Origin of the sequence: Streptomyces sp. NPDC048481 (assembly GCF_043200075.1) — a bacterium.
Lineage (GTDB): Bacteria > Actinomycetota > Actinomycetes > Streptomycetales > Streptomycetaceae > Streptomyces.
This window is the reverse complement of sequence record NZ_JBICXC010000001.1, coordinates 765,381-786,972: the sequence shown is the minus strand read 5'-3', so window position 1 is coordinate 786,972 and position 21,592 is coordinate 765,381. Positions and strand designations below refer to the sequence as shown.

Genomic DNA, 21,592 nt, shown 5'->3' with positions numbered 1-21,592 from the left:
CGGAGGAGGGTGATCGCATGGCCGAACTGCGGCTGGGTCCACTGCTGAGGTACGCCGACGGCTCGACGGCGACCGTCTGGGTCGAGACGAGCCGCCCGTGCACCGCCGAGGTGCGCTGCGCCGACGGCGCCGGCGGCAGAGCGGCGACCTTCCAGGTGGCGGGCCACCACTACGCCCTCGTCGAGGTCGGCGGACTCACCCCGGGCGCCGAGACCGCGTACGAGGTGTTCCTCGACGACGCCCCCGTGTGGCCGCCGCCCGGCTCGCGCTTCCCGCCCTCGCGGATCCGCACCCTCGCCGACGACGCCGACGAGGTGCGCGTCGCCTTCGGCTCCTGCCGCTGGGCGGCGCCCCCGGCCGGCGGCAAGGACCCCGTCGGCCCCGACGCCCTGGACAGCCTGGCCGTCCGACTCGCCGCCGACCCCACGGGCGAGCGGCCCGACGTGCTGCTCCTGCTGGGCGACCAGGTCTACGCCGACGAGGTCTCCGACGCGACCAAGGAGAGGATCGCCGCCCGCCGGGGACTCGACGACCCGCCCGGAGCCCAGATCGCCGACTACGAGGAGTACACCTGGCTCTACTACGAGTCCTGGCTCGACCCCGAGGTGCGCTGGCTGCTGTCCACCGTGCCCACCTGCATGGTCTTCGACGACCACGACGTCATCGACGACTGGAACACCTCCGCCTCCTGGCTGGCCGACATGCGGGACACGCCGTGGTGGCGCGAGCGGCTGATGAGCGGCCTGATGTCGTACTGGGTGCACCAGCACCTCGGCAACCTCCCCCCGGCCGAGCTGGCCGCCGACCCGCTCTACGCGGCCGTGCGCGAGACCGCCGACGGCACCGGCCTGCTGCGCGACTTCGCCGGACGCGCCGACACCGACCCCGCCTCCGTGCGCTGGAGCTACCGCCGCGACTTCGGGCGGGTGCGGCTGCTGATGGCCGACAGCCGGGCCGCCCGCGTCCTCGACGAGGACGCGCGCTCGATGCTCCACCCCGGCGAGGAGGCCTGGCTGCGCGAGCAGGCCCTGGACGGCCTCGGCTCCTACGACCATCTCCTGATCGGCACCTCCCTGCCCTGGCTGCTGCCGCACCTCGTGCACGACGCCGAGGAGTGGGACGCGGCCCTGTGCCGGGGCGAGCGCGGGGCGCGCTGGGCCCGGTTCGGGGAAAAGCTGCGGCGCGGGGCGGACCTGGAACACTGGGCGGCCTTCCCGGAGTCGTTCACGGCGCTCGCGGACCTGATCGCCGAGGTCGGCACGGGAAGCCGGGCGCCCGCGAGCGTGCTGGTGCTGTCCGGCGACGTCCACCACGCATACGCGGCCGAGCCGCACTGGCCCGACGGCGCCGGCCCGGATTCGCGGGTGCTTCAGCTCACCTGCTCCCCCGTGCACAACTCCGTCCCGACCTCGATGCGGGTGGGCTTCCGGTTCGGGTGGAGCGCGGCGGCCCGTGCACTCGGGCGCGGGCTGCGCAGACACGGCCGCTGCCCCCGGCCGCCCGTCAGCTGGCGCAGGACGGGCGGACCCTGGTTTGGCAACCAGCTCATGTCCCTGACGGTGCACGGCCGTTCGGCCCGCCTGAAGCTGGAGAAGGCCCGCGCGGACGGCAGTCTGACGGCCGTGACGGAGTCCGGCCTCACCCGGTGACCCGGGCGGGCCGGGGCCTTCGCTCCGGCCGGCCGGGAGGGACGGCCGACCGTGCCGTCACGGCCGACCATGCCGCTCCGGCGGCCGTCCGAGATGGCCGCAAATCTGATTAACAATCAGAAACCTTCTACTGCACGGCGATTGGGCCCCATAGCGGTCGGTCCGCTCCTCGACGTCGAGTCGGCGCCCGCCTCATGGCGACCGGCGTGCACCCTCTCCCGGGAGTGGATTCGGTCACGCTTTCGGACGAGGGCGGGGTGAACGGGAGCCGACCGACGTGCGACGACCAGGGGAAACGGGCCTTCGCGGAGACCCTGATCGTGGCTAGAAGTTGAACTTGCAAGCATCAATCGGCCCCGCATACCGTGAATCGCTGATTCGGTACCGCCTCCCCACCGACCGGCCCTCTCCCCGACACGGACCGGCCCGACCCGAGACCGAAGGAGCACCCCCCACCCATGTCCGCTCGCATCGACACCGCACAGCCCTACGCCATCGGCCTCTTCCGCATCGTCGTGGGCCTGCTGTTCGCCTGCCACGGCGCGGCCTCCCTGTTCGGCGTCCTCGGCGGCGCCGGCGGCAAGGGCGGCACCATCGACGCCGGCACCTGGCCCGGCTGGTACGCCGCCGCGATCCAGCTCGTCTGCGGCACCCTTGTCCTGCTGGGCCTGGGCACCCGGGCCGCCGCGTTCCTGGCCTCGGGCTCGATGGCCTACGCCTACTTCCACGTGCACCAGCCCCACGCCCTGTGGCCGATGCAGAACGGCGGCGAGGCCTCGGCGATGTTCTGCTGGGCGTTCCTGCTGCTGATCTTCACAGGCTCCGGCGCCCTCGGCCTGGACCGCCTCCTCTCGGGCCGTACCAGCCCGCCGCAGCGCGAGGCCGCGGCCCCCAAGGCCACCGTCTCCGCCTGACCCGCCGTCGTGAGGGGCTCCGCAAACGCCCCTCACCTGGGCCTCCCCCACCCGTGAACATGCTGTGCCGAACACACGCGCCCCCCGTGAATCCGCCGTCCCACCCCCGGCGTACCCTGTAGGGCTGTCATTGGCCGCACCTGCCGCTCCCCCGCGACACAGCGGCACGTCAGGCCGTCACGGGGGAGACACGGGGAGTACGCGGTGTTGGAGAGTGTGGGGGCGCTGCTCGGCAGCCCATGGATCTACGCGGTGGTGGGCCTGTCGGTCCTCCTCGACGTGTTCCTGCCGGTGCTGCCCAGCGGAGTGCTCGTCATCACGGCCGCGACGGCCGCGGCGGCGGGCTCGGGCGCGGCGACCGGCCAGGTTCCGCACGAGGTCCCGGACATCATGGTGCTGATCCTCTCCGCGACGACCGCCTCGGTGCTGGGCGACCTGGTCGCCTACCGGCTGGCCTGGCGCGGCGGCGAGCGCCTGGACCGGGCGATCTCCCGCTCGCGCCGGCTGACCAGCGCGCAGGAACGTCTCGGCGGCGCGCTGGCGCGGGGCGGCGGGGCCCTGGTCGTCCTGGCGCGGTTCGCCCCGGCCGGACGATCCGTCGTCTCCCTCATCGCGGGCGCCGCCCATCGCCGCCCGCGCGACTTCCTCCCCTGGTCCGCGCTGGCCGGGCTGTCCTGGGCGGGCTACAGCGTCGCCCTCGGCTACTTCGGGGCCCACTGGCTGGGCACCACCTGGGTGGCCACCGGGGTGTCGGTCCTCGCCCTGTTCGGCGCGGGCGCGGGCGCGGGGTTCCTGATGCGCCGCCGGCCCGTCTGACGGACCGCGCACGACGGCTCCCGCCCCGCCACGGGGTTGCGGCCCCGCGAGGGCACCGGGCAGGGCGTCGGGGCTGCCGTCACGCCGCCGTCGGGCGGTGCGACCCGCGTACCTCCAGGCCGTCCAGCAGTTCGGCGGTGGCCGCGGCCACCGCCTCGACCGCCGCGTCGAACACCTCCCGGTTGTGCGCGGCCGGCGCCCGGAACCCGGACACCTTGCGCACGTACTGGAGGGCCGCGGCGCGGATGTCGTCCTCGGTCGCCTCCTCGGGCAGCGCGGGCGGACGCAACGTCTTGATACTCCGGCACATACTCCGGCACATACTCCGAGTCTCCCTCCTGTGTGCCCCGGCCGCGTTCGCGGTCACCGCGCGGGGAGCGCGGCGGCCGACCGGGGGGTGTCTGCGGAACCGGCCGCACTGACCGTCGTCGTCATTCCCGACGTCGGGCCGGCCGGTCGTGCCGACCCGTCGCGGAGCCGGCGCCGGAACCCTCCGCGGGGCCGGCGCTCAGGTCGACGAACCAGTCGTTGGATCTGATCCAGTGCCCCTTCGGGTACTCGAAGTCCGCCTGACCGAGCAGCGTGAACCCCGCTTTGCGGCACACCCCGTTGGACGCGCGGTGGTCCACCCCGGGGAACGCGTGCAGGGCCCGGTGGCCGCCCGCCCGGCGGACGACCTCGACGAGAGCACGGGCCGCCGTCGCGGCGAGGCCTCTGCCCTGGAACTCGGGCAGGATCCCCCAGCCCGTCTCCCACACCGTCGCGCCCCGCCACTCGCGCTCCCAGTACCCGATCGAGCCGACGCTCTCCCCACCGACCGCGCTGTCCCCGCTGCCCGCGAGGCTGATCCGGTACATGCGGCCGGCGAACGGCTCGACGTACCTCCGCTGCCGGTCGGCGAGCTTCTCCTCGCTCTCCGGCCCGCCCAGGTGCTCGGTCATCTCGGGGCTGTTGGCCCGCCGCAGCAGCCAGAAATCGCCGTCCGACCAAGGGGTCAACCGCACGCGCTCCACGCCCGATCCGTCCATTCCCCCACACTAGAGGCAGGGTCTGACAGCGGCCCCGGACGGCAGTACGATCGCCGTCGCACGCACATCGGCGACGGGCGTCCGCGAGGGGCGTCGACGCAGGGGCGGAAGGAGAACGTGGTGGGACGACGAGCGACCGGACCCGCCCCCGGCTCCACGCCTCCCGTCCTCGCCTACGACGGGGACTGCGGTTTCTGCCAGTCCTCCGTCGACCGCATCCGTTCCCTCGCGGCGCCGACGCTGGAGGCGGTTCCCTGGCAGTTCCTGCCCGAGGAGTCGACCGCGCCTCATCGCGCACGACTGGACCGGGAGGTCCTGCTGCTGCGCGGCTCCACGGTCCTCGCGGGCGGGGCGGACGCGGTGGCCCGCTGGCTGGGCTCGTCGCCGTCCGCCGGATATCGCGTGGTGGGGGCGGTCCTGCGACTGCCCGGGGTCCGCGGCTGCGCGCGCGTGGTCTACCGCGGGGTGGCCCGCAACCGTCACCGGCTGCCCGGCGGAACGCCCGCGTGCGCCGTACGGCCCGCCGGCACGAGGTGAACCCCCTCGCGCGTCCCCGCGTCCCGGTCTGCGTCCTCACGTCCACGGCCGGGCCCGTGCTCACCGCCGGTCACGCGGTGGACCGGTACGTCGAGATCGGCTCGCTCACCAAGGTCGTCACCGGCACGGCGCTGGTGCGGATGGCCGCCGCGGGCATCCTCGCGCTCGACGACCCGGTCGAACGCTGGCTCCCCGAGGCCCCCGCGACCGGGATCAGCCTCCTCCACCTGGCCCGCCACACCTCCGGACTGCCCCGGCTGCCACCGGGCCCCCTGTCCCGCCGGGACCCGTACGCCGCGTTCGACGCCGCCGCCCTGCGGGCGCTCCTGCCGCGCCTCGACGCGCTCACCGTCGGTCCGCCCGGCGAGGCGGAGGAGTACTCCAACCTCGGGTACGCGGTGCTCGGCGCGGCCCTGCGCTCGGCCGCCTCCGGGGCGTCGTACGCGGAACTGGTGGACGAGCACGTGCTGCGCCCGCTGGGCGTCACCGAGGTGGCCGTGCGTCCGGACACGGAGCGCAGGCTGCTGGCGCCGCGGTGGCCGGGCGGCCGCCACCGGCCCTGGACGATGACCGGGGCGATCCTGCCCGCCGGCGGACTGTGGGCCACTCCCCGGGCGGCGGCCGACCTCGTCGTCCGGCTGCTGGTCGAGCGGCGGTTCGGCGAGCCCGCGCCGTCCTGGCAGGTGGCCGGTGGGCTGCGCTGGCACAACGGGGCGACCCGGCACGCCTCGCTGTTCACCGGGGCGACGGAGGACGGGAGTTGGGTCCTGGTCCACCGCCTCGGCGCGGACCCGGACGGCACCGACCGCCTCGGCGTGGAGACCCTCCGCGCGATCCGGGGCTCCGCCGCTCCGGCAGCCCCGCCCGGCGCGCCCTGACCGGCATCCGAGCCACCCGCCGATCTCGGCGATCCGCATCCCGCCCACAGTTCTGTCGAACACACGTTCACAGGAACACCCGGAGAAGCTCGCGACTCAAATTCGAACAGGCGTACCATTGCCGAGTGGCTACGACCTATGACTTTCCCAGCGACCTGCGCGCCGGTCAGGAGGAGCTGCATCAGGTCCGGGCCGAGTTGTCGGCCCTGCTGAAGCGGCTTCCCTGGTCGGTCGAGCCCTTGGACGGCTTCAGCGACGCGGCGGGCTGGCGCAAGACGGAGCGCCCCGCCTCCCCCGGCTGGACGGCCGACGAACAGGCCGAGGTCGAGAAGCTGCGCCGCCGCGAGCACGAGCTGGCGGTGTTCGTGACGTGCCACCGCTTCTGGGCGGAGGTCGCCGCCGCCGACCGGGTCGACGCCCGCATGAACCTCAAGCACGCCCACGAGACCCCGCGCCCGGACGCCGACTGACGTCGACCGACGTCGCATGACGTCCGGGTCGCCGGGGCGGCACCCTGCCGGACGAGCCGGGCACGGCCGCGGCCCCCCGGAAGATTCCGGGGGGCCGCGGCCGGCGACGCCTCGCGCGGGGCGTCGTCCTCGGTGGGCGCGGACGGTTTCGAACCGCCGACATCCTGCTTGTAAGGCAGGCGCTCTACCCCTGAGCTACGCACCCGAGACGAGTCGACAGCCTACATCGACCGGGGCCGTGCCCCGCAAACGCCTTCCGGGGGCCGGGGGGTTAACCCCACCCCGTGTCCGGGAGTGTGCCGGATCGTCCGGCCGGGCCGGTCTCCCTAGAGTCGTCCGTGCATCGTCAAGCAGCTCAGGGGGAGACCACCATGGCCCGTACGACCCTTTCCGCCCGCTCGGTCCTCGTCACCGCGGTCGTCGTGGCCCTCGCCGCCGGCGCCGTCGGCTGCGGCGCCTCCGCGGCCGACGACAAGCACCCGGACCACCGTTCGTTCGCCTTGCAGGGCGACACCCTGACGATCGACTCCGACGACTCGGCGCTGGAGATCGTCGCCACGGACGCGGCGAAGACGGGCGCGGTCGCGGTCACCCGGTGGTTCGAGGGATCCGTCACCGTCGGCTCCGACCCGAAGGTGACCTGGTCCATGAAGGACGACCGGCTGACGCTGCGGATGCACTGCTCCGGTGTGATCGCCGACTGCTCCGCCAAGCACCGCGTCGAGGTGCCCCGGGGCATCGCCGTGAAGGTCGAGGACGACGACGGCAGCGTCCGCGCGCAGGGGTTCCGCGAGGCGCTCAGCGTGCGCGCCCAGGACGGCTCGGTGCATGTCACCGACTCCAGCGGGCCGCTGGACCTGCGCACCGAGGACGGCTCCGTGCGCGCCGAGGTCGCCTCCCGCTCGGTGCGCACGCGCACCGAGGACGGCTCGGTCCGCCTCGACCTGAGCGCCGTGCCGGACCGGGTGGACTCCGTCAGCGAGGACGGGTCCGTGACGATCGCGCTGCCCGCGGCCTCCTACCGGGTCTCCACGAAGACCGACGACGGCGGGGTGGACGTGTCGGTGCCGCGCGACGCGTCCAGCGCCCACGTGGTGAGCGCACGCACCGCCGACGGCAAAGTCACGGTGCGGAACGCGAACTAACGGGCCCGTGTGTTCGTCCTAAACGGTGGGAGAATGACACCGGGCAGGGCGGATCACAGCACGGGAGAGGGATGTGACGGCGACAGCATCGCAGCGGGATTCGCCGTCGAAGCCGCGCGCACGCACCCGCGCCCCGGGAGACGTCCTCACCCTCGTCGCGCTCCCGCTCGTGCTCGCCCTCGCGCTGCCCGCCGCGTTCGCCGGCGGCGGCACCCGGCGCTGGTTCGGCGGCCGCGCCGAAGGCCAGCGGGCCGAGGCCCAGGCCGCGAAGGACGCGGCGGCGACCGCGTTCTACGAGCTGGACAGCGCCCAGCGCGACCTGCGGATCTCCATCGAGACGATCAGGGCCGTCGACGACACCCCGGCGGCCCGTCGCGCGGTGTCCGACTTCGAGGCCGTCGGCAGGCGCATCGACGAGGTCAGCACCCAGTACATCGACGCCGTCGACGCCCACGACCTCGACCGGGACGACCTGGAGGCCGCCGCGGCCTCCCAGGCGCGCGCGCAGCTGACCCGCGCCAAGGACGAGCTGGTGCGGGTCAAGCGGGAGCTGGACCGCTTCACCGAGGGGCTCGGTCCGCTGCTCGGCAAGGCGGAGACCCAGCTCGCCCGGCTCGCGCCCGCCGTGGAGCGGGCCCGGCAGGCGCTGCTGGGCGCGTCGGACGCGCTGGACGCGGTGCGGGCGAGCGGGCTGCGGGCGGACGACCTCGCGGCACGGCTGGCGGCGCTGGCGCCCGAGCTGACGAAGCTGAACGAGGGCGCGGGCCGGCACGGGGTGGCGCTCACCCTGGAGCGGGCGGAGCGGGTCTCGCGGGAGGCCGAGGCGGTCCGCGCGGAGGCCGGGCGGCTGCCCGAGCGGGCAGCCGAGACCGACCACCGGCTGGTGTCGCTGCGCACCCGCGCGCAGGCGCTGACGACCCGCTCGGAGCAGGTGGAGCCGATCCTGAGCGAGCTGCGGCGGCGCTTCTCGGCCGCGTGTTGGCAGGACCTCCAGCATGTGCCCGACCAGGCCGGGGAGCACGTGCGGCAGGCCGAGGCCAAGCTGAAGGAGGCGCAGGCGGCGCGCGACGCCCAGCGGTGGCCGGACGCCACCTCGCTGCTGTCGACGGCGCGGGCCCTGCTGAACACCACCGACGAGGCGGTGTCGGCCGCCGGTGACCGGCTGGCCAGGCTGAACGCCGTCCAGAAGGATCCACAGGCCGAGATCGACCGGACCAGGTTCGCGATCCGGGACGCCCAGCGGCTGGCCATGGCGGGCCGCAACACGCCCGATCCGCGGCACGCGCGTCCGCTGGACGACGCGGTGGCGCGGCTGGAGCGGGCGATCGGCGCGCTGGAGGGCCGCCACCCCGACTACTGGCACTTCCTGACGGAGACGGAGGCCGTCCGGCGGGAGGCGGCCGACGTGGTGGCCCGTATTCGCGAGGAGCGCGGCGCCGGACACTGACGGCCGCAAGGGCCGGACGGCGCATCGTCGCCGCGGGTCGTCCCGCTGCGTTGCCCGTCGCGCTCGACGGGCGGATATTGAGTGGGGTACGGCCTCGTCGGCATGTTCCACGCCGGCTTGTCTCACCCTCCGGGAGGCGGAGATGGCGACACACGCGGTGCGTTCCGAGTCGAGGCGGCGTATCCGGTTCGACGACCATCTGCCGCTCGACCACCGGCTCAACCTGGTCTACCGGATCGGCGCCGGGCTGATGGGCCTGGGTCTGCTCGTCTTCGGGATCTTCGGCATCATCGACAAGATCGGCTTCTTCGACACCGGCGGGGACGAGGTGTGGAGCCTCAACACCAACGGCGCGCTCAGCTGGCTGTCGGTGGCCGTGGGGCTGCTGCTCTTCGTGGGGATGGTGATCGGCGGGAACTTCGCGTCCACGCTGAACATGACCCTCGGCGTCCTGTTCATCCTCAGCGGATTCCTGAACATGGCCCTGTTGCAGACGGACTACAACTTCCTGGCCTTCGAGATCCAGAACTGCATGCTCAGCTTCGTGATCGGGATCCTGCTGATGGTCTTCGGGATGTACGGCAGGGTGGGGTCCGCCCTGCCGCACGACAACCCCTACTGGCGGTCCCGCCACCCCGATGCCGCGCAGCAGCAGGACCGCCACCGGGAGCTCCGGGAGAACTGGCCTCCGTCGTCGCCCCCGTCGTCGGATCAGGTGCGGTAGGCGTAGAAGTACGCGGTCGGGTACGACGAGACGAGGCTCGACACCGACCGGCGCAGGGTGTTGTTCGAGTGGTACGTCACGTACGGCACGCCGTTGCTCTTGGCGGTGACGATCATCGTGTGGTCCTTGGACCCGTCGCGGTCGAAGTCCATCTGGAGGACGTCGCCGACCTCCAGCTGGTAGACGTTGGCGAGCGGGGTGGTGCGCTTGGAGTTCTGCGCGAACCAGGACCACTCGTTGACGCCGACGAACGAGTCCGACTGGATGTCGGCGTTGCCGAACCACTTGGTGTAGTCGTACACGTAGCCCGGGACGTGCTTCCAGCCGCCGGCCTTCAGGGACTGGCTGACGAAGTTGGTGCAGTCGCCGCCGGCCGTGTGGTTGTTGAAGTCCGGGTAGTCCTTGTTGTACGTGTACACGTACTTCTCGGCGTACGCCGCCATCCCCTTGTAGTCGTAGGCGGTGCCGGTCTTCGGGACGGCGGCCGGGTTGCGGGTGGTGGCGGCCCGCGGGGCGTTCGGCATGGTGTCGTCGGTGGTCGCCGTCTTGACCGAGACCGGCTTGGACAGCGTGTTCACCGCGAGACCGCCCTGGTCGGTGTCGCGGATCGTGGTGAGCTGCCAGTTGCCGTGGCGGTCGGCCTTGAACGTCAGCTCGTGCGTGGCCTGGAACCCGGTCGACCTGGGCGCGCTGCCGCGGGCCTGCGCGTACGTCAGGGTCGTGGTCTCGGTGACGTCCGCCTTGGCCGTGCGGCCCGTGACGCGGGTGGCGTTCAGGGTGACGGTGGTGGAGGCCTTGCTGTACTTCTCACCGGCCTTGGCCAGCTTGTTCTTGCGCTGTCCGAGCGAGGACAGGGTCGCGTCCTCGGTGCGGGCCGTGCCGGAGGACAGCTTGACGTCGCCGGAGAAGGCGTGGGTCAGCGGCTTGGACCGGCCGCCCTGGGCGCCGGTGACCAGCGCGTCCGTGCGGTCGGTGAAGACCGCGTCGGCGAGCCGCTGGAAGGTGGCCTTGGTCTGCGCGTCGACCGTGGGGTCGTCGACGACCGCGGCGCCCGCGGACCAGTTGGGCAGCAGGGCGACTCCGGCGACGACCGAGGTCGCGGCTGCCCCGAGTATCGTGACGCGGCGGCGCGTGCCGCTCAATTTCCTTGACTTCACTGGTGTTTCCCCTCTTGCCCCGGCGAAGGGATGCCGGGAGGGCATCTTTGCACGGGGTGTGTGGCTCGTGTGAAGGGGGGAGCGGTTGAGGTTTGGTCACGTCGCCGCCGCCCCCGGGGTGGGTCACTTCACGACTGTCGACCAGTCGGGATTCTGTGCCGGATCCAGGCTGCGCAGCCGTTCCAGCGTGGCGGGCGACTGGACGTCCATCCAGTCGGAAAGCTCTTTGAAGGACACGCACTTGACGTCCTTCTTGACGCACACGTTCTTGATGACCTCGTCGACGGCCTTCATGTAGATGCCGCCGTTCCACTCCTCGAAGTGGTTGCCGATGAACAGCGGGGCCCGGCTGCCGTAGTAGACCCGGTTGAAGCCCGCCATGTAGGCGTCGAGCGTCTGCTGCTCCCACTGCGGGTACTTGGCGGGGTCGCCCGAGGGTTCGCCGTCGGACTGGTTGGCCAGGAAGTTGAAGTCCATGGACAGGCCCTGGTACTTGCCGCCGTCGTACGGGAGGGCCTGGAGCGGGAAGTCCCACAGGCCGTCCTTCTTCGCGGGCCAGATCTGGAAGTCGCCCGAGGAACTGGCGTCATAGCGCCAGCCGTAGGCCTTGGCGGCCTTCAGGAGGTTCGCCTGGCCCTCCAGGCAGGGCGCCCGGCCGCCGGCGACCTCCTTCTTGAAGTCGAAGGGCAGCGGCGGGATGTCCTTGTAACCGGTGTTGGTCTTCCAGTTCTCCACGAACTTGAAGAACTGGTCGATCTCGGACTTCCACTCGTCGACGCTCCAGAAGCCGCCGCCCTTGGCTCCGCAGAAGTGGCCGTTGAAGTGGGTGCCGATCTCGTTGCCCTCTTTCCACGCCTCGCCGAGCTGCTCCAGCGTGGTGCGGATGTGTTCGTCGGTCGGGAAGCTGATCGCGGCCGAGCCGACCGGGTGCTGGGGCGGGGAGTACAGGTCCTTCTTGCTCTTGGGCAGCAGGTAGATGCCCGTGAGGAAGAAGGTCATGTCGGCGTTGTACTGCTCGCCCATCTTGCGGTAGTGCTCGAAGAGGCCGTCGTCGCCCTGTAGCGCGCCGTCCCAGGAGAACACCACGAACTGGGGCGGCTTCTCACCGGGCTTGAGCGGGACGGGCTTGAGCTGTCCCGTCTGCGGGCCCGTGTACGAGGTGGAACCGTCCCCCAGGACATGCGTCTTGCCGTCCCACTTCGGCTCCTTGCCGGTCCCCGCCGACGCCTTCTTGCTGTCCCCCGCGGACGCGGTCGGCTGGGTGTTGGAGGTGCGGTTGAGCACCAGGTACCCGCCCACCAGGGACGCGACGACGAGGAGCGCGGCCAGCGTCAGGAACCCCGGGTGCGTGGCGGCGGGGCGGCGCGTTGCCACGGCCTTGCGGCGGCGGCCCGACGGTGACTTCATGTGCGGATCATTCTCCGGGGTTCGGGGGCGCGGGTGCCCGGGTCGGTGGTCAGCCGAGCGGGCTCATGGCACCTGACCAGATGCCGTACGGAACGTTGTCGTCGGTCGTGCCGGCGATGCCCTTCAGGGGAAGCGGTTCGAGACTCTTGCCGAGGTCGATGCGGTAGACGACGACCGCCGTGGAGACGGTCTTGGCCGTGCCGACGTACCAGGCGGCGGTGTCGTTCTGGGTGGTGCCCGCCTTGCCGGTGACCTGGCCGAGCGACCCGGTGCGGCCGGACTGCGCCTGCGAGGCGGGCACGTCGTCCGGGTGGGCGGTGCGGAAGGAGTCCGCGAGGGCGGAGTTGACCTCCTCGGCCGCGTCGGCGCCGAACGCCCGGCTCGCGGCGGGCGCCTCCAGGACGAGCTTCGTGCCGTTCTTGGTGATCAGGCGCACCGAGTAGGGCTCGGTGTGCTTGCCGCCGGCCGCGAAGGTGGAGTAGCCGCTCGCCATGCGGATCGCGCTGGGCGTGGCGCTGCCCGTGGACAGTGCGGGCACCTGGGCGCCGAAGCTGGACGGCAGCAGCCCGGAGCGCTCCGCGGTGGAGCGCACCACGTCGAGGCCGGTGTCCATGCCGAGCTGCATGAAGGGCGTGTTGACGGAGAGCGCCAGCGCGCGGTGCAGGGAGATCCGCCCGTACGACTTGCCGCCGTCGTTCTTGGCGGCAGCCTTGCGGCCGCTGCGGTCCCAGTACGGTCCCTCGGGCGTGGTGACGGGCACCAGGTTGTCGCCGTTGTAGAGCGTCTGCCCGGTGACGGTCTCGGTGTCGCCGTCGCGGGTCTTGTGGACGCCGTGCTCCAGGCCGGCCGCGTAGACGAACGGCTGGAAGGCCGAGCCGGCGGGGACGGTGGTGGCGTTGGACTCGTTGAAGCCCTGCGTGCGGTGGTCGGGGCCGCCGTAGACGGCGAGGATCCGTCCGTCGGAGGCCACCGAGGAGGCGCCGAAGTGGGCGTCCTTGGCGTTCTTCGGGTCGTCCCTCAGGGCCTTCTTGCGGGCCTTGGTGACGGCGGCGGTGAGCTGGGCCTCACGGTTCTTGTCGAACGTCGTGTAGATCTGGTAGCCGCCGAGGTCGTAGTCCTTGTCGGAGATGTGCCCGGCCTTCTTGGCGTACTGGGAGGCCAGCTCCACCAGGTAGTCGCTCTGCTGGCCGGTGTCGTACAGCGGGTTGGACTTGAGCGGCTCGGGGAACTTGGTGTACTTGGCGCGCTCGGCCTTGGACAGCTTGCCGATGTCGACCATCCGGTCAAGGGTCCACGACCAGCGCTCGACGGCCCGGGCGCGGTTGGCGGGGCCGAGGGTGGGGTCGTAGAGGCCGGCGCCCTTGAGCAGGGAGGCGAGGAAGGCCGCCTCGCTGGCGTTCAGCTCGCTGACGTCCTTGCCGTAGTAGGCCTGGGCGGCTCGCTGGATGCCGTAGGTGCCGCGGCCGAACCAGCTGGTGTTGAGGTAGCCCTCGAGGATGTCGTCCTTGCTCATCTGGTTGTCGAGCTTGAGGGCGATCATCGCCTCGGTGAACTTGCGGCTCACCGTCTGGTTCTGGTTGAGGTAGACGTTCTTGACGTACTGCTGGGTGATCGTCGAGCCGCCCTGGGTGTCGCCCTGGCCGAGCGTGCGGAACAGGGCGCGGCTGATGCCCTTGAAGGAGATGCCGGGGTCGCTGTAGAAACTGGCGTTCTCGGCGGCGAGCACCGCCCAGCGGACGTCCTCGGGGATGTCCTTCAGCGGCATGGCCTGGCGCTGGACCCAGCCGGTGCGGGCCATCGGCGTGCCGTCGGCCCAGAAGTACACGTTGTCCTGCTGGGTGGCGTACGTGTTGAGGTTGTCCGGGACGTCGGTGGCCGCGTAGGCCACGACGAGGAACATGCCGCTGAGTCCTATGGACGCGAGGACGCCGCCGAGGCTCTGGCGCCAGGAGGGTATCCAGCGCCGCCAGTCGGTGCGGCCGGGGCGCGGGTACAGCGGGCGCAGTTTGCGGGCGTACGGTGTGAGACGAGCCACATACGGCGTCAGAGCGGCGACGAGCGGGGCCAGTCGAGGCCCCAGAACAGCCCAGACACGGACAAAGGGGGAGAGTCGAGGGGCTTTGCGCCTGTTCTTGGAAGAACGCGCTTTCTCGTCGGCGCCCTCATCGGACATGTCCGGCACCGCCGGAATATCCGATACCCGCAGTTGCATGGTCTCGTCCGGCTTGAAAGAGTCGGGGACCTTCAACTGCATGGTGGCATCCGGCTCTTGGGGCTCCTCCCCCTGCCCCGTACGGGTCACTACGCGTCTCCCTCCGCATTTCGTGTTGCTCGCGGGCAGACGTACAGACTTACGAGGGCCTGACATGGTTGCCGTTGACGCGGCCGCAATCCTCGAACCCTCCCGACCTCGGGGTTCAACACGGCGCTCTCAAATTACCAGCGCCCTTCGCAAATTCTCCACATAAGAAATCGACAGAAGTGAACAGAGGTCAAACTGCTGACGCCCCCACCGAGCATAGGGCCTTAGTCTGACGGCATGCCTCGCTATGAGTACCGCTGCCGGACCTGCGGCGACACCTTCGAACTGAGCCGTCCCATGGCGCAGTCCGCCGATCCCGCCGCCTGCCCGGCCGGACACGACGACACAGTGAAGCTTCTCTCGACGGTCGCGGTGGGCGGCACCCGGTCCGCCCCCGCACCCGCGCCCGGCGCGGGCGGCGGAGGCGGGGGCGGCGGAGGCGGGGGCGGCTGCTGCGGAGGCGGCTGCTGCGGCTGACCCGCTCCCGGCGAGGCCCGGAGCGGGCGGCCGTTAGCCGGTCGGCCCGGCCCCAGGGCCTGTCGTTTGGACCACCGCGCAGACGCGGGGGCCGGCACGCACGTCTGCGGCGTTGTCGTCAGTTGTCGACGCTCCGCGTCGACGCCCTCCTCCGCCTTGCAGCCGCACGCACCAGCCCCCGCTCACCGGCATCGACAAGCCCCGCCGGCACCCTGCACGCTGATCCAGACGACAGGCCCTAGCCGAGCCGTGAGCCCTTGAGGAACTCCCGCAGGATGCGCTCGCCGGCCAGCACGCCCCGCTCGGGCAGTGCGGTGATCTGCGGAGCCGTCCAGGCCGCGTCGGCCAGCTCGCCGTGCCCCGGACGCCAGCCCCGGTCGGCGGCCAGCAGCAGGTCGGCGTCGAGCAGCGAGTCCCCGGCCGCCAGCGTCAGTTCGGCGCCGGCACGGCGGACCACCTCGTGCACGGCCGCGCTCTTGGTCAGCGGCTTGGGCACCGCGTAGATCTTGCGGCCCTGCAAGGACACCGTCCAGCCGCGGTTCTCCGCCCAGGCCCCCAGCTCCTTCACCCACTCCTCGGGCAGCAGCTCGCGCTCCACGACCAGATAGGCGAAGAGGTCCTCGGCGATCCGCTGCTTGCGCAGCCAGAGCGGGTCGGCGGTCCTCGTCAGGTGCTCCTGCACCTCGGCGAGCGGCGCGCACTCGGCGGCCAGCCGTGCCAGCACCGACGCGTGCCAGTCCTGGTCGGTCGCCCCGTCCACGAGGAGATGGCCGCCGTTGGCGCAGATCGCGTACTTCGGCGGCGGGCCCGGCAGGTTGATGCGCTGGTACTGCTTGCGCGTGCGGGTGGTCGTCGGGACGAACACGGCCGTGTCGCCGAGGTCGGTCAGCAGCTGCGCGGCCGTCTCCGTCATGAACGACAGCGGCCTCGCCTCGTGCACCTCCACGCACAGCAGCCGCGGCGCGCGGGCGTCCGGCATGGTCAGCGACAGGGCGGCCGCCGAGTAGATGAGCGTCCGGTCGAGGTCGCTCGCCACCAGAACCGGCATCAGACCGTCACCGCCCGGCCGTCGGCGCCGGTCGCGCCGCGGGTGAACCGCGGGTGGATGAGGCCCACGCAGGTGTACGGCAGGTCGCCGACCTCCTCGACCGGCACGCCCCGCTGCTCCGCGAGCAGGCGCACATGGTCCAGGTCGGGGCCCGCCCCGGCCCGCGCCAGGATCTTCCACGGCACGCGGCGCAGCAGCACCCGGGTGGTCTCGCCGACGCCCGGCTTGACCAGGTTCACGTCGTGGATGCCGTACTCCTCGCTGATCCGCTCGACCGCCGCCCAGCCCTCCCAGCTCGGTGTGCGGTCGCCGGCCAGCAGTTCCTTCACCGCGCCGTCGACGGCGTCGGCCACCTCCGGGAAGCGGGCGGCGACGGCGTCCAGGAAGTCCGCCGAGACGTCCGCGCCGGCCAGCTCGCGGTAGAACTTCGCGCCGTGGAAGTCGTCCGGTCCGACCAGGTCGGCCCGCAGCACGGTCCGCGAGACGAGCCCCGACACGGTCGAGTTGAGGCACGCGGACGGGATGAGGAAGTCGTCGCGGGTGCCGTAGGTGCGCACGCACGAGCCGGGGTCGGCCAGCACCGCGATCTCCGGGTCGAAACCGGCCGCGCCACCGCCCGCCTCGAACTCCTCGACCGCCGCGGCCAGTTCCCGGGTGATCGCGCCCTTGCCGGTCCAGCCGTCCACGAAGACGACGTCCCGCGGGTCGTGGTGCGCGGCCAGCCAGCGCAGCGCGTTGGCGTCGATGCCCCGGCCGCGCACGATCGACACGGCGTAGTGCGGCAGGTCGAGTCCGTGCCGGAATTGCGCCCAGCGGCGCATCAGCACGCCGACGGGGGTGCCGGCCCGGGCCAGCGAGACCAGGACAGGCCTGGGCGACCGCTCGGCGATCACGGTGTCCGTGACGACGCCCACGGCCTGCGCGATCCGCGCCGCGGAGGTCTCCAGGGCGGCGTGGAAGAGCTGCTGGTACTGCTCGCTGGGCTGGTACTCGACGGGCAGCGACTCGGCGTAGTGGGCGCCGCCGGCCTGGATGGCCTCCTCGCGCTCCTCGGTCGGCGCCTCCAGCGTGACGTCCGAGAGGTCCTGGAGCAGCCAGCCGACCTCCTCGGGCGCGTACGAGGAGAAGGCGGGGCCGCGGAGGGGCTCGGGCAGCATGGCGGGTCTCTCTTCAGACGGGGCGGCTGCGTACAGCGGCTCGGGGACGTACGAGGGGACGACCGCGAGGACGACGTGCGGTGTGTGCGCGGCGAGCCGGGCCAGGAGGCCGTCGGGGGCGTGCAGCTCCGGGGTGTCGGCCACGGAGTCCACGACGGCGACGACGGCGTCGAAGCCGTTGCCCGCGACGTTGTAGGCGTAGCGCTCGCCGGGGCCGTCGGCCGGGTCGTCGTGGGCCGGGAAGACGATGCGGCTGCGTATCGCGTAGCCGGGGTCGTCGACCGCGAGCACCGGCGAGCGGGTGGTGGTCGAGTAGCGGACCTCGGCGGGGACGCTCTCCTCCAGCTGCCGGGCGAGGCGCAGGGGGGCGTACATCAGCTCCTCGAAGCCCAGGACGAGGACGCGGGAGGCGTCCTTCGGTATCGCCTCGGCGAGCCTCGCGGCCATCGCGGGCAGGGCGGTCTCCAGGCGGCTGCGGTGGCGCGGGGTGAAGCCGTGCCGGCCGCCGTCGGGAAGGCCGCGGGGCCAGAGCAGGTCGACGCGGGTGACGTGGCCGGGCGCGGGCCGGGCGCGGCCGGACCCGGCGTCGGCGCCCGGCTCCCCCGCGGACGGCCGGTCACCGCCCGCGTCGCCCTCGTACCGGGCGACCAGCTCCCGGCCCTTCGCCAGCACGTCCTCGGGCAGGCGGGCGGTGCCGGAGGCGGTGGCGATCAGGTCCACCCGGGCGCCGATCTCGCGGGCGAACGCGGCGAGCCGGCCCGCGTCGTCCGCCGAGCGCATGTCGACGAGGGCGACGACGACGTAGCGCCGGCGCGGATAGCGCTCGTGCAGGGCCCGGATCGTGTTCAGGACCGTGTTGCCGGTGGAGAACTCGTCGTCGACGAGGACCAGCGGGCCGTCCCCGACCAGCAGCGTCGGGTCCTCGGGGAGCAGCAGATGGGAGGTGGCGTGGGAGTGGGACTCCTCGAAGCCGCCCGCCGTGACGACGCCCGTGACGGGACGGCGGGTGGAGTGCAGGTAGGGGGCGGAGCCGAGGCCGTCGGCGACGCAGTGGCCGAGGCCGGTGGCGGTCTCCGCGTAGCCGAGGACGACCGCGCGGGCCGCCTCCCGGTCGCCCAGGAGCTCGCGGACCCGGCGGCCCAGCGCGAAGCCGTGTCCGTGCACGACGGACGGGGACTGCGGGATGTGCTTGCCGAGCACGTGGGAGACCAGCAGATGCGCACGCTTGGGGTTGCGGCGCAGCGCCAGTCCCAGCAGGTCGGTCAGCGTGTCGTCGCCGACGAGCTCGACACCGAGCCGCTCCGCGACCCAGGTCCCGGACCAGATCGCGTCGTCGGGCCCGTTGTTCACTGCGTTGTTCATGCGTCCCTTGTGGATGAGGTGGGTGGTCAGCCGGGTATGCCGGCGGCGAGCAGGTCGACGAAGCTGACGTCCTCGTGGGCGACGCCGAAGACCTCCGCGCGGAGCATGGTGCGCTCGGCCCAGGCGCGGTGCGGTTTCACCTCGTTCATCTTGTTCGTGTACTGCGACCGCAGTACACCCCCACCGCCGCGTTCCGGCCGCAGGATGTCCGCCGCGTCGCTGTACTCCTCGTGACTGACCACGGACAGCGCGTGCACGGCCGGCACGTGCGAGGGATGGATGCAGGTCTTGCCGAGCAGACCGTTGGCGTGGTCGAGGGAGATCTCACGCAGCAGCCCGTCCATCGCGTGCTCGATCAGTCTCTCGCGCAGCTCGACGGCCTGCCCCTCCAGGAAGGGGCTGTGCCGCAGCATCGGCTTGAACATGCGCTCGGGGACCCGGAAGTACTCCCAGACCGGCCCGGTCACGGTGAACCCGGTGCCGTCGGCGCGGCCCAGCATGTTCACGACGTCGCCGATCACGGAGGCGACGATCTGGACGTCGTAGGCGGTCATGTCGGGCGCTCTGCGCAGCCCGTACGAGGAGCAGAAGTCGGTCACGCCCAGGCGCAGGGCGAGGACCCGGCTGCGGTACTTCTCCACGGCGCGGGCGATGCCCTCGAGGACGTCCACGCGCGACTCGCGGTACATCAGCTCCGGCGTCTCCAGCACGGGCATGCCGAACAGCCGGTGCCCGCTCGCCGCCTCGGCGCCCGCCAGGGCCTCCAGGAAGGGGATGCCGCGCTCCTCGGTGAACTTCGGGAAGACGAATCCGCTGAGCAGGGCGGCGGTGTCCCCCAGGCGCCGGACGAGGTCCGGGATCTGCTCGGGGGTGCGTACCCGGATGAAGAGCAGCGGCAGGTCCGCGCCGCGGGAGGCGAGGTCGGCGAACTGCCGGACGAGGTTCTCCTCGCCGGCCTCGACGTCCTCGTCGCCGATGGAGTCCTCCAGGCACAGCACCATCGACACGACGCCGCGCCCGGTCTGCTTGACGATGTCGTCCGCCAGCCGGGGCCGTGTGGCCGGGCTGTAGAGCGTGGCGCCCAGGGCGGCGGAGAGCAGCCTGGCCGGGGAGCCGGCGTCGAAGACGCACGGCTCCCGGTGGAAGAGGCGATGCCGCACCTCAGGGGCGAGGTGCCCGAAATGACGCATGAAGCTCCCCCATGATGCAAGGTGAGGCGATGGATTCGGCAAGAGGTGGCCGGTAATAGTACGTAGGGATCCGTGTCCCGGGTTCCCACCGGTGATGAATTTCAGGTAACCCGGGCACGCACAGTCGCGCACACACCCGTACGGTCGCGTGCGGGGCACCCGGGTACCCCGCATTGTCGTGAGCAGGCCCGAGAAGGCAGGATGACCGCATGACGCACGCGATGCTGAAGGGGTCGAACGTCCCGCTGAAAGCCACCACGGTACGCGCCGTGCTGCGCTGGACCCCCGGGCAGGGGGTCCCGGACGTCGACGTCTCGGCGCTGCTCCTCGGGCTCGACGGCCGTGTGCGCTCCGACGAGGACTTCGTCTTCTACAACCAGCCCCGCCATCCGTCGGGGAAGGTGTGGCGGCTCGGCAAGAAGCGCGTCGCCGAGGGCCTCACCGACACCATCCAGACGGATCTCTCCGGTGTCGAGTCCGGCGTCGGCCAGATCCTGCTGGTCGCTTCGGCGGACGGCGTCACGTTCGACCGCGTACGTTCCCTCAGCATCCTGCTGTACGACGCGGCGGCCGACGTCGAGCCCCTGGCCACCTTCGACATCCGGCCCGAGACGGGCGAGGAGACGGCCCTGATCTGCGGCGAGCTGTACCGGCGCGGGGAGGGCTGGAAGTTCCGCGCGCTGGGCGAGGGCTACTCCAACGGCCTCAAGGGCCTGGCCACCGACTTCGGGATCTCGGTGGACGAGTCGGAGGAGGCCGCCGCCGACCCGACGCCGGCCCAGGCCCAGCAGACGCCGCAGACGCCGCCGACCACCGCCCAGCCGCTGCCGCCGGAGCGCCCGGCCGCGGCCGTGCCCCAGCAGCAGCCGTCCTACGGCTATCCGGCGAGTCTGCCGACGTACGGCTACGGCTATCCGGACGGCGCCTTCCGGCTGCCCCCGCAGGGCCCGCAGTTCATCGGCCGGTGAGCCGCCGGGGCGGCGTGCGGCCCGCCCGCCTCGGCGCGGGCCGGGGAGCCGGCGCTTGCGGGCGTCACCTGTCGGCCTTCGCCTTGTAGCCCCGCCCCCACTGGAGCCCCCAGCCGTAGAGCCGGTCCAGCTCGCCCTGGAAGCCGTAGACGAAGCGCACCTCGCGCCGCACGATCAGCTCTTCCTTGACGTTCTCGATCATCACCACCGCGCACGAGCGGGCCTGCGGATGCCGCTCGTCGAGGCCGATCTCGATACGCGGCCCGTTGCTCGGGTAGAGGGTGACGATCGCGTGCGTGCGGTCGAACGCCGGCGTCTGGTCGTAGATGTAGACGAAGACGAGGAGGCGCTTGATCTGCTCGCGGTGGTCGAGGTTGACGTACATCGTCTCGCCGGACGCCGACCCGAAGCGGTCGTCGCCGCTCAGCTTCACGTACGGCGGCGCGTTGACGTCCCCCAGCAGGCCGCCCAGCGGCTGGACGACGCCCTTGGTGCCGTCGGCCAGCTCGTACAGGCAGCCGAGGTCGAGGTCGACGTTGACCATGCTCTGGCTGTGCCCGACGACCTCCGGGGGCCGCAGCGCCTTGAACGGATGGCGCAGCAGGCTCTCGCGCTGCGGCCCGCCGATGTCGGAGGTGCGCATCCGCCAGGCCAGGTTCACCCGCAGGTTGCCGGTGGCGGCGCCCTGTTTGGTGAGGGACACCGTGTGATGCCGTTTGGTCAGCTCTATCGCGTTGGTGGCCGCGCTGCCCGAGTCGAAGTCGGCCGCCCTGCTGCCCAGGATCCCGTCGAAGAAGCCCATTCCCGCCCCCACATCCACGTCCACGGCGTTCGCCGGGACACAACCGACGGGGCGGCCGCGTGCAGGACAGTGTCCGCAACGGCCGCCCCGTTCAGAGCGTTCCTCATCGGGCGG

General features: G+C 72.1%; 20 protein-coding genes and 1 tRNA gene. 11 read left to right on the top strand and 10 right to left on the bottom strand.

All coding sequences use genetic code 11. The features are described 5' to 3' along the window. The first annotated feature begins 17 nt into the window (after positions 1-17). The 3 genes from ACGFSH_RS03290 to ACGFSH_RS03280 all read left to right on the top strand — a co-directional run bounded on the left by ACGFSH_RS03290 (position 18) and on the right by ACGFSH_RS03280 (position 3,379). Positions 18-1,649 (top strand): alkaline phosphatase D family protein, encoded by a 1,632-nt coding sequence (locus tag ACGFSH_RS03290; RefSeq protein ID WP_393344453.1) that lies wholly within the window; start codon positions 18-20, stop codon positions 1,647-1,649. 458 nt (positions 1,650-2,107) lie between these two features. Beyond that, entirely contained in the window at positions 2,108-2,563 is a 456-nt protein-coding gene (locus ACGFSH_RS03285) for a DoxX family protein (protein ID WP_393344451.1), read from the top strand. A gap of 204 nt (positions 2,564-2,767) precedes the next feature. Then, on the top strand, positions 2,768-3,379 hold the full coding sequence (locus ACGFSH_RS03280; RefSeq protein WP_393344449.1) for a DedA family protein: 612 nt from the start codon (positions 2,768-2,770) through the stop codon (positions 3,377-3,379). A gap of 79 nt (positions 3,380-3,458) precedes the next feature. On the opposite strand, the gene ACGFSH_RS03275 is transcribed toward ACGFSH_RS03280, so the two are convergent. Both ACGFSH_RS03275 and ACGFSH_RS03270 read right to left on the bottom strand, forming a co-directional pair. Further along, on the bottom strand, positions 3,459-3,689 hold the full coding sequence (locus ACGFSH_RS03275; RefSeq protein ID WP_393344446.1) for a DUF2277 domain-containing protein: 231 nt from the start codon (positions 3,687-3,689) through the stop codon (positions 3,459-3,461). 121 nt (positions 3,690-3,810) lie between these two features. Beyond that, positions 3,811-4,407 carry a GNAT family N-acetyltransferase gene (locus tag ACGFSH_RS03270; protein WP_393344444.1) on the bottom strand — a complete coding sequence of 199 codons (597 nt, stop codon included), beginning with the start codon at positions 4,405-4,407 and terminating at the stop codon, positions 3,811-3,813. 120 nt (positions 4,408-4,527) lie between these two features. On the opposite strand from ACGFSH_RS03270, the gene ACGFSH_RS03265 reads away from it, so the two are divergent. The 3 genes from ACGFSH_RS03265 (at position 4,528) to ACGFSH_RS03255 (ending at position 6,292) form a co-directional block, all read left to right on the top strand. After that, positions 4,528-4,944: a thiol-disulfide oxidoreductase DCC family protein gene (locus ACGFSH_RS03265; RefSeq protein WP_393344442.1), complete on the top strand. Its 417-nt coding sequence runs from the start codon at positions 4,528-4,530 to the stop codon at positions 4,942-4,944. Next, entirely contained in the window at positions 4,914-5,822 is a 909-nt protein-coding gene (locus ACGFSH_RS03260; protein ID WP_393344441.1) for a serine hydrolase domain-containing protein, read from the top strand. The genes ACGFSH_RS03265 and ACGFSH_RS03260 overlap by 31 nt, the downstream gene beginning before the upstream one ends. A gap of 125 nt (positions 5,823-5,947) precedes the next feature. After that, positions 5,948-6,292 carry a hypothetical protein gene (locus tag ACGFSH_RS03255; RefSeq protein ID WP_393344439.1) on the top strand — a complete coding sequence of 115 codons (345 nt, stop codon included), beginning with the start codon at positions 5,948-5,950 and terminating at the stop codon, positions 6,290-6,292. 133 nt (positions 6,293-6,425) lie between these two features. On the opposite strand, the gene ACGFSH_RS03250 is transcribed toward ACGFSH_RS03255, so the two are convergent. Further along, a tRNA-Val gene (locus ACGFSH_RS03250) sits at positions 6,426-6,497 on the bottom strand. Between the two features lie 166 nt (positions 6,498-6,663). On the opposite strand from ACGFSH_RS03250, the gene ACGFSH_RS03245 reads away from it, so the two are divergent. The 3 genes from ACGFSH_RS03245 (at position 6,664) to ACGFSH_RS03235 (ending at position 9,608) form a co-directional block, all read left to right on the top strand. Beyond that, positions 6,664-7,437 (top strand): DUF4097 family beta strand repeat-containing protein, encoded by a 774-nt coding sequence (locus ACGFSH_RS03245; RefSeq protein ID WP_393344437.1) that lies wholly within the window; start codon positions 6,664-6,666, stop codon positions 7,435-7,437. 73 nt (positions 7,438-7,510) lie between these two features. Then, entirely contained in the window at positions 7,511-8,884 is a 1,374-nt protein-coding gene (locus tag ACGFSH_RS03240) for a hypothetical protein (protein WP_393344435.1), read from the top strand. Positions 8,885-9,026: 142 nt separating this feature from the next. Then, positions 9,027-9,608, top strand: coding sequence for a DUF4383 domain-containing protein (locus ACGFSH_RS03235; protein ID WP_393344433.1), 582 nt, complete (start codon positions 9,027-9,029; stop codon positions 9,606-9,608). On the opposite strand, the gene ACGFSH_RS03230 is transcribed toward ACGFSH_RS03235, so the two are convergent. The 3 genes from ACGFSH_RS03230 to ACGFSH_RS03220 form a co-directional block, all read right to left on the bottom strand. Continuing rightward, positions 9,596-10,765: an amidase domain-containing protein gene (locus ACGFSH_RS03230; protein ID WP_393344431.1), complete on the bottom strand. Its 1,170-nt coding sequence runs from the start codon at positions 10,763-10,765 to the stop codon at positions 9,596-9,598. The genes ACGFSH_RS03235 and ACGFSH_RS03230 overlap by 13 nt on opposite strands. Positions 10,766-10,888: 123 nt before the next feature. Next, entirely contained in the window at positions 10,889-12,172 is a 1,284-nt protein-coding gene (locus ACGFSH_RS03225; protein ID WP_393344429.1) for a hypothetical protein, read from the bottom strand. 49 nt (positions 12,173-12,221) lie between these two features. Continuing rightward, positions 12,222-14,426 carry a transglycosylase domain-containing protein gene (locus ACGFSH_RS03220; RefSeq protein WP_393344427.1) on the bottom strand — a complete coding sequence of 735 codons (2,205 nt, stop codon included), beginning with the start codon at positions 14,424-14,426 and terminating at the stop codon, positions 12,222-12,224. Between the two features lie 285 nt (positions 14,427-14,711). Here ACGFSH_RS03220 and ACGFSH_RS03215 point away from each other — a divergent pair, with 285 nt between their 5' ends. Then, positions 14,712-14,951, top strand: a complete 240-nt coding sequence (locus ACGFSH_RS03215; RefSeq protein ID WP_393344425.1) for a zinc ribbon domain-containing protein — start codon at positions 14,712-14,714, stop codon at positions 14,949-14,951. 238 nt (positions 14,952-15,189) lie between these two features. Here ACGFSH_RS03215 and ACGFSH_RS03210 read toward each other — a convergent pair whose 3' ends face one another. Genes ACGFSH_RS03210 through ACGFSH_RS03200 form a run of 3 tightly spaced genes read right to left on the bottom strand, consistent with a single transcriptional unit; the run spans position 15,190 to position 19,708 of the window. After that, positions 15,190-15,999, bottom strand: coding sequence for an HAD family hydrolase (locus tag ACGFSH_RS03210; RefSeq protein ID WP_393344423.1), 810 nt, complete (start codon positions 15,997-15,999; stop codon positions 15,190-15,192). After that, complete coding sequence (locus tag ACGFSH_RS03205; protein WP_393344421.1) at positions 15,999-18,518, bottom strand: phosphoribosyltransferase; 2,520 nt, start codon at positions 18,516-18,518, stop codon at positions 15,999-16,001. Before ACGFSH_RS03205 ends, ACGFSH_RS03210 begins: the two co-directional genes overlap by 1 nt. 26 nt (positions 18,519-18,544) lie before the next feature. Next, a complete protein-coding gene (locus ACGFSH_RS03200) occupies positions 18,545-19,708 on the bottom strand; it encodes an HpcH/HpaI aldolase/citrate lyase family protein (protein WP_393344419.1) in 1,164 nt (387 codons plus the stop codon). 209 nt (positions 19,709-19,917) lie between these two features. On the opposite strand from ACGFSH_RS03200, the gene ACGFSH_RS03195 reads away from it, so the two are divergent. Beyond that, positions 19,918-20,676, top strand: a complete 759-nt coding sequence (locus ACGFSH_RS03195; protein ID WP_393344417.1) for a TerD family protein — start codon at positions 19,918-19,920, stop codon at positions 20,674-20,676. Positions 20,677-20,740: 64 nt separating this feature from the next. Here the strand turns inward: ACGFSH_RS03195 and ACGFSH_RS03190 are convergent, their stop codons facing one another. Next, the gene (locus ACGFSH_RS03190) at positions 20,741-21,478 is read right to left on the bottom strand and encodes a Tellurium resistance (RefSeq protein ID WP_393345460.1); all 738 of its coding nucleotides are present in this window, start codon (positions 21,476-21,478) and stop codon (positions 20,741-20,743) included. Between the last annotated feature and the right edge of the window lie 114 nt (positions 21,479-21,592).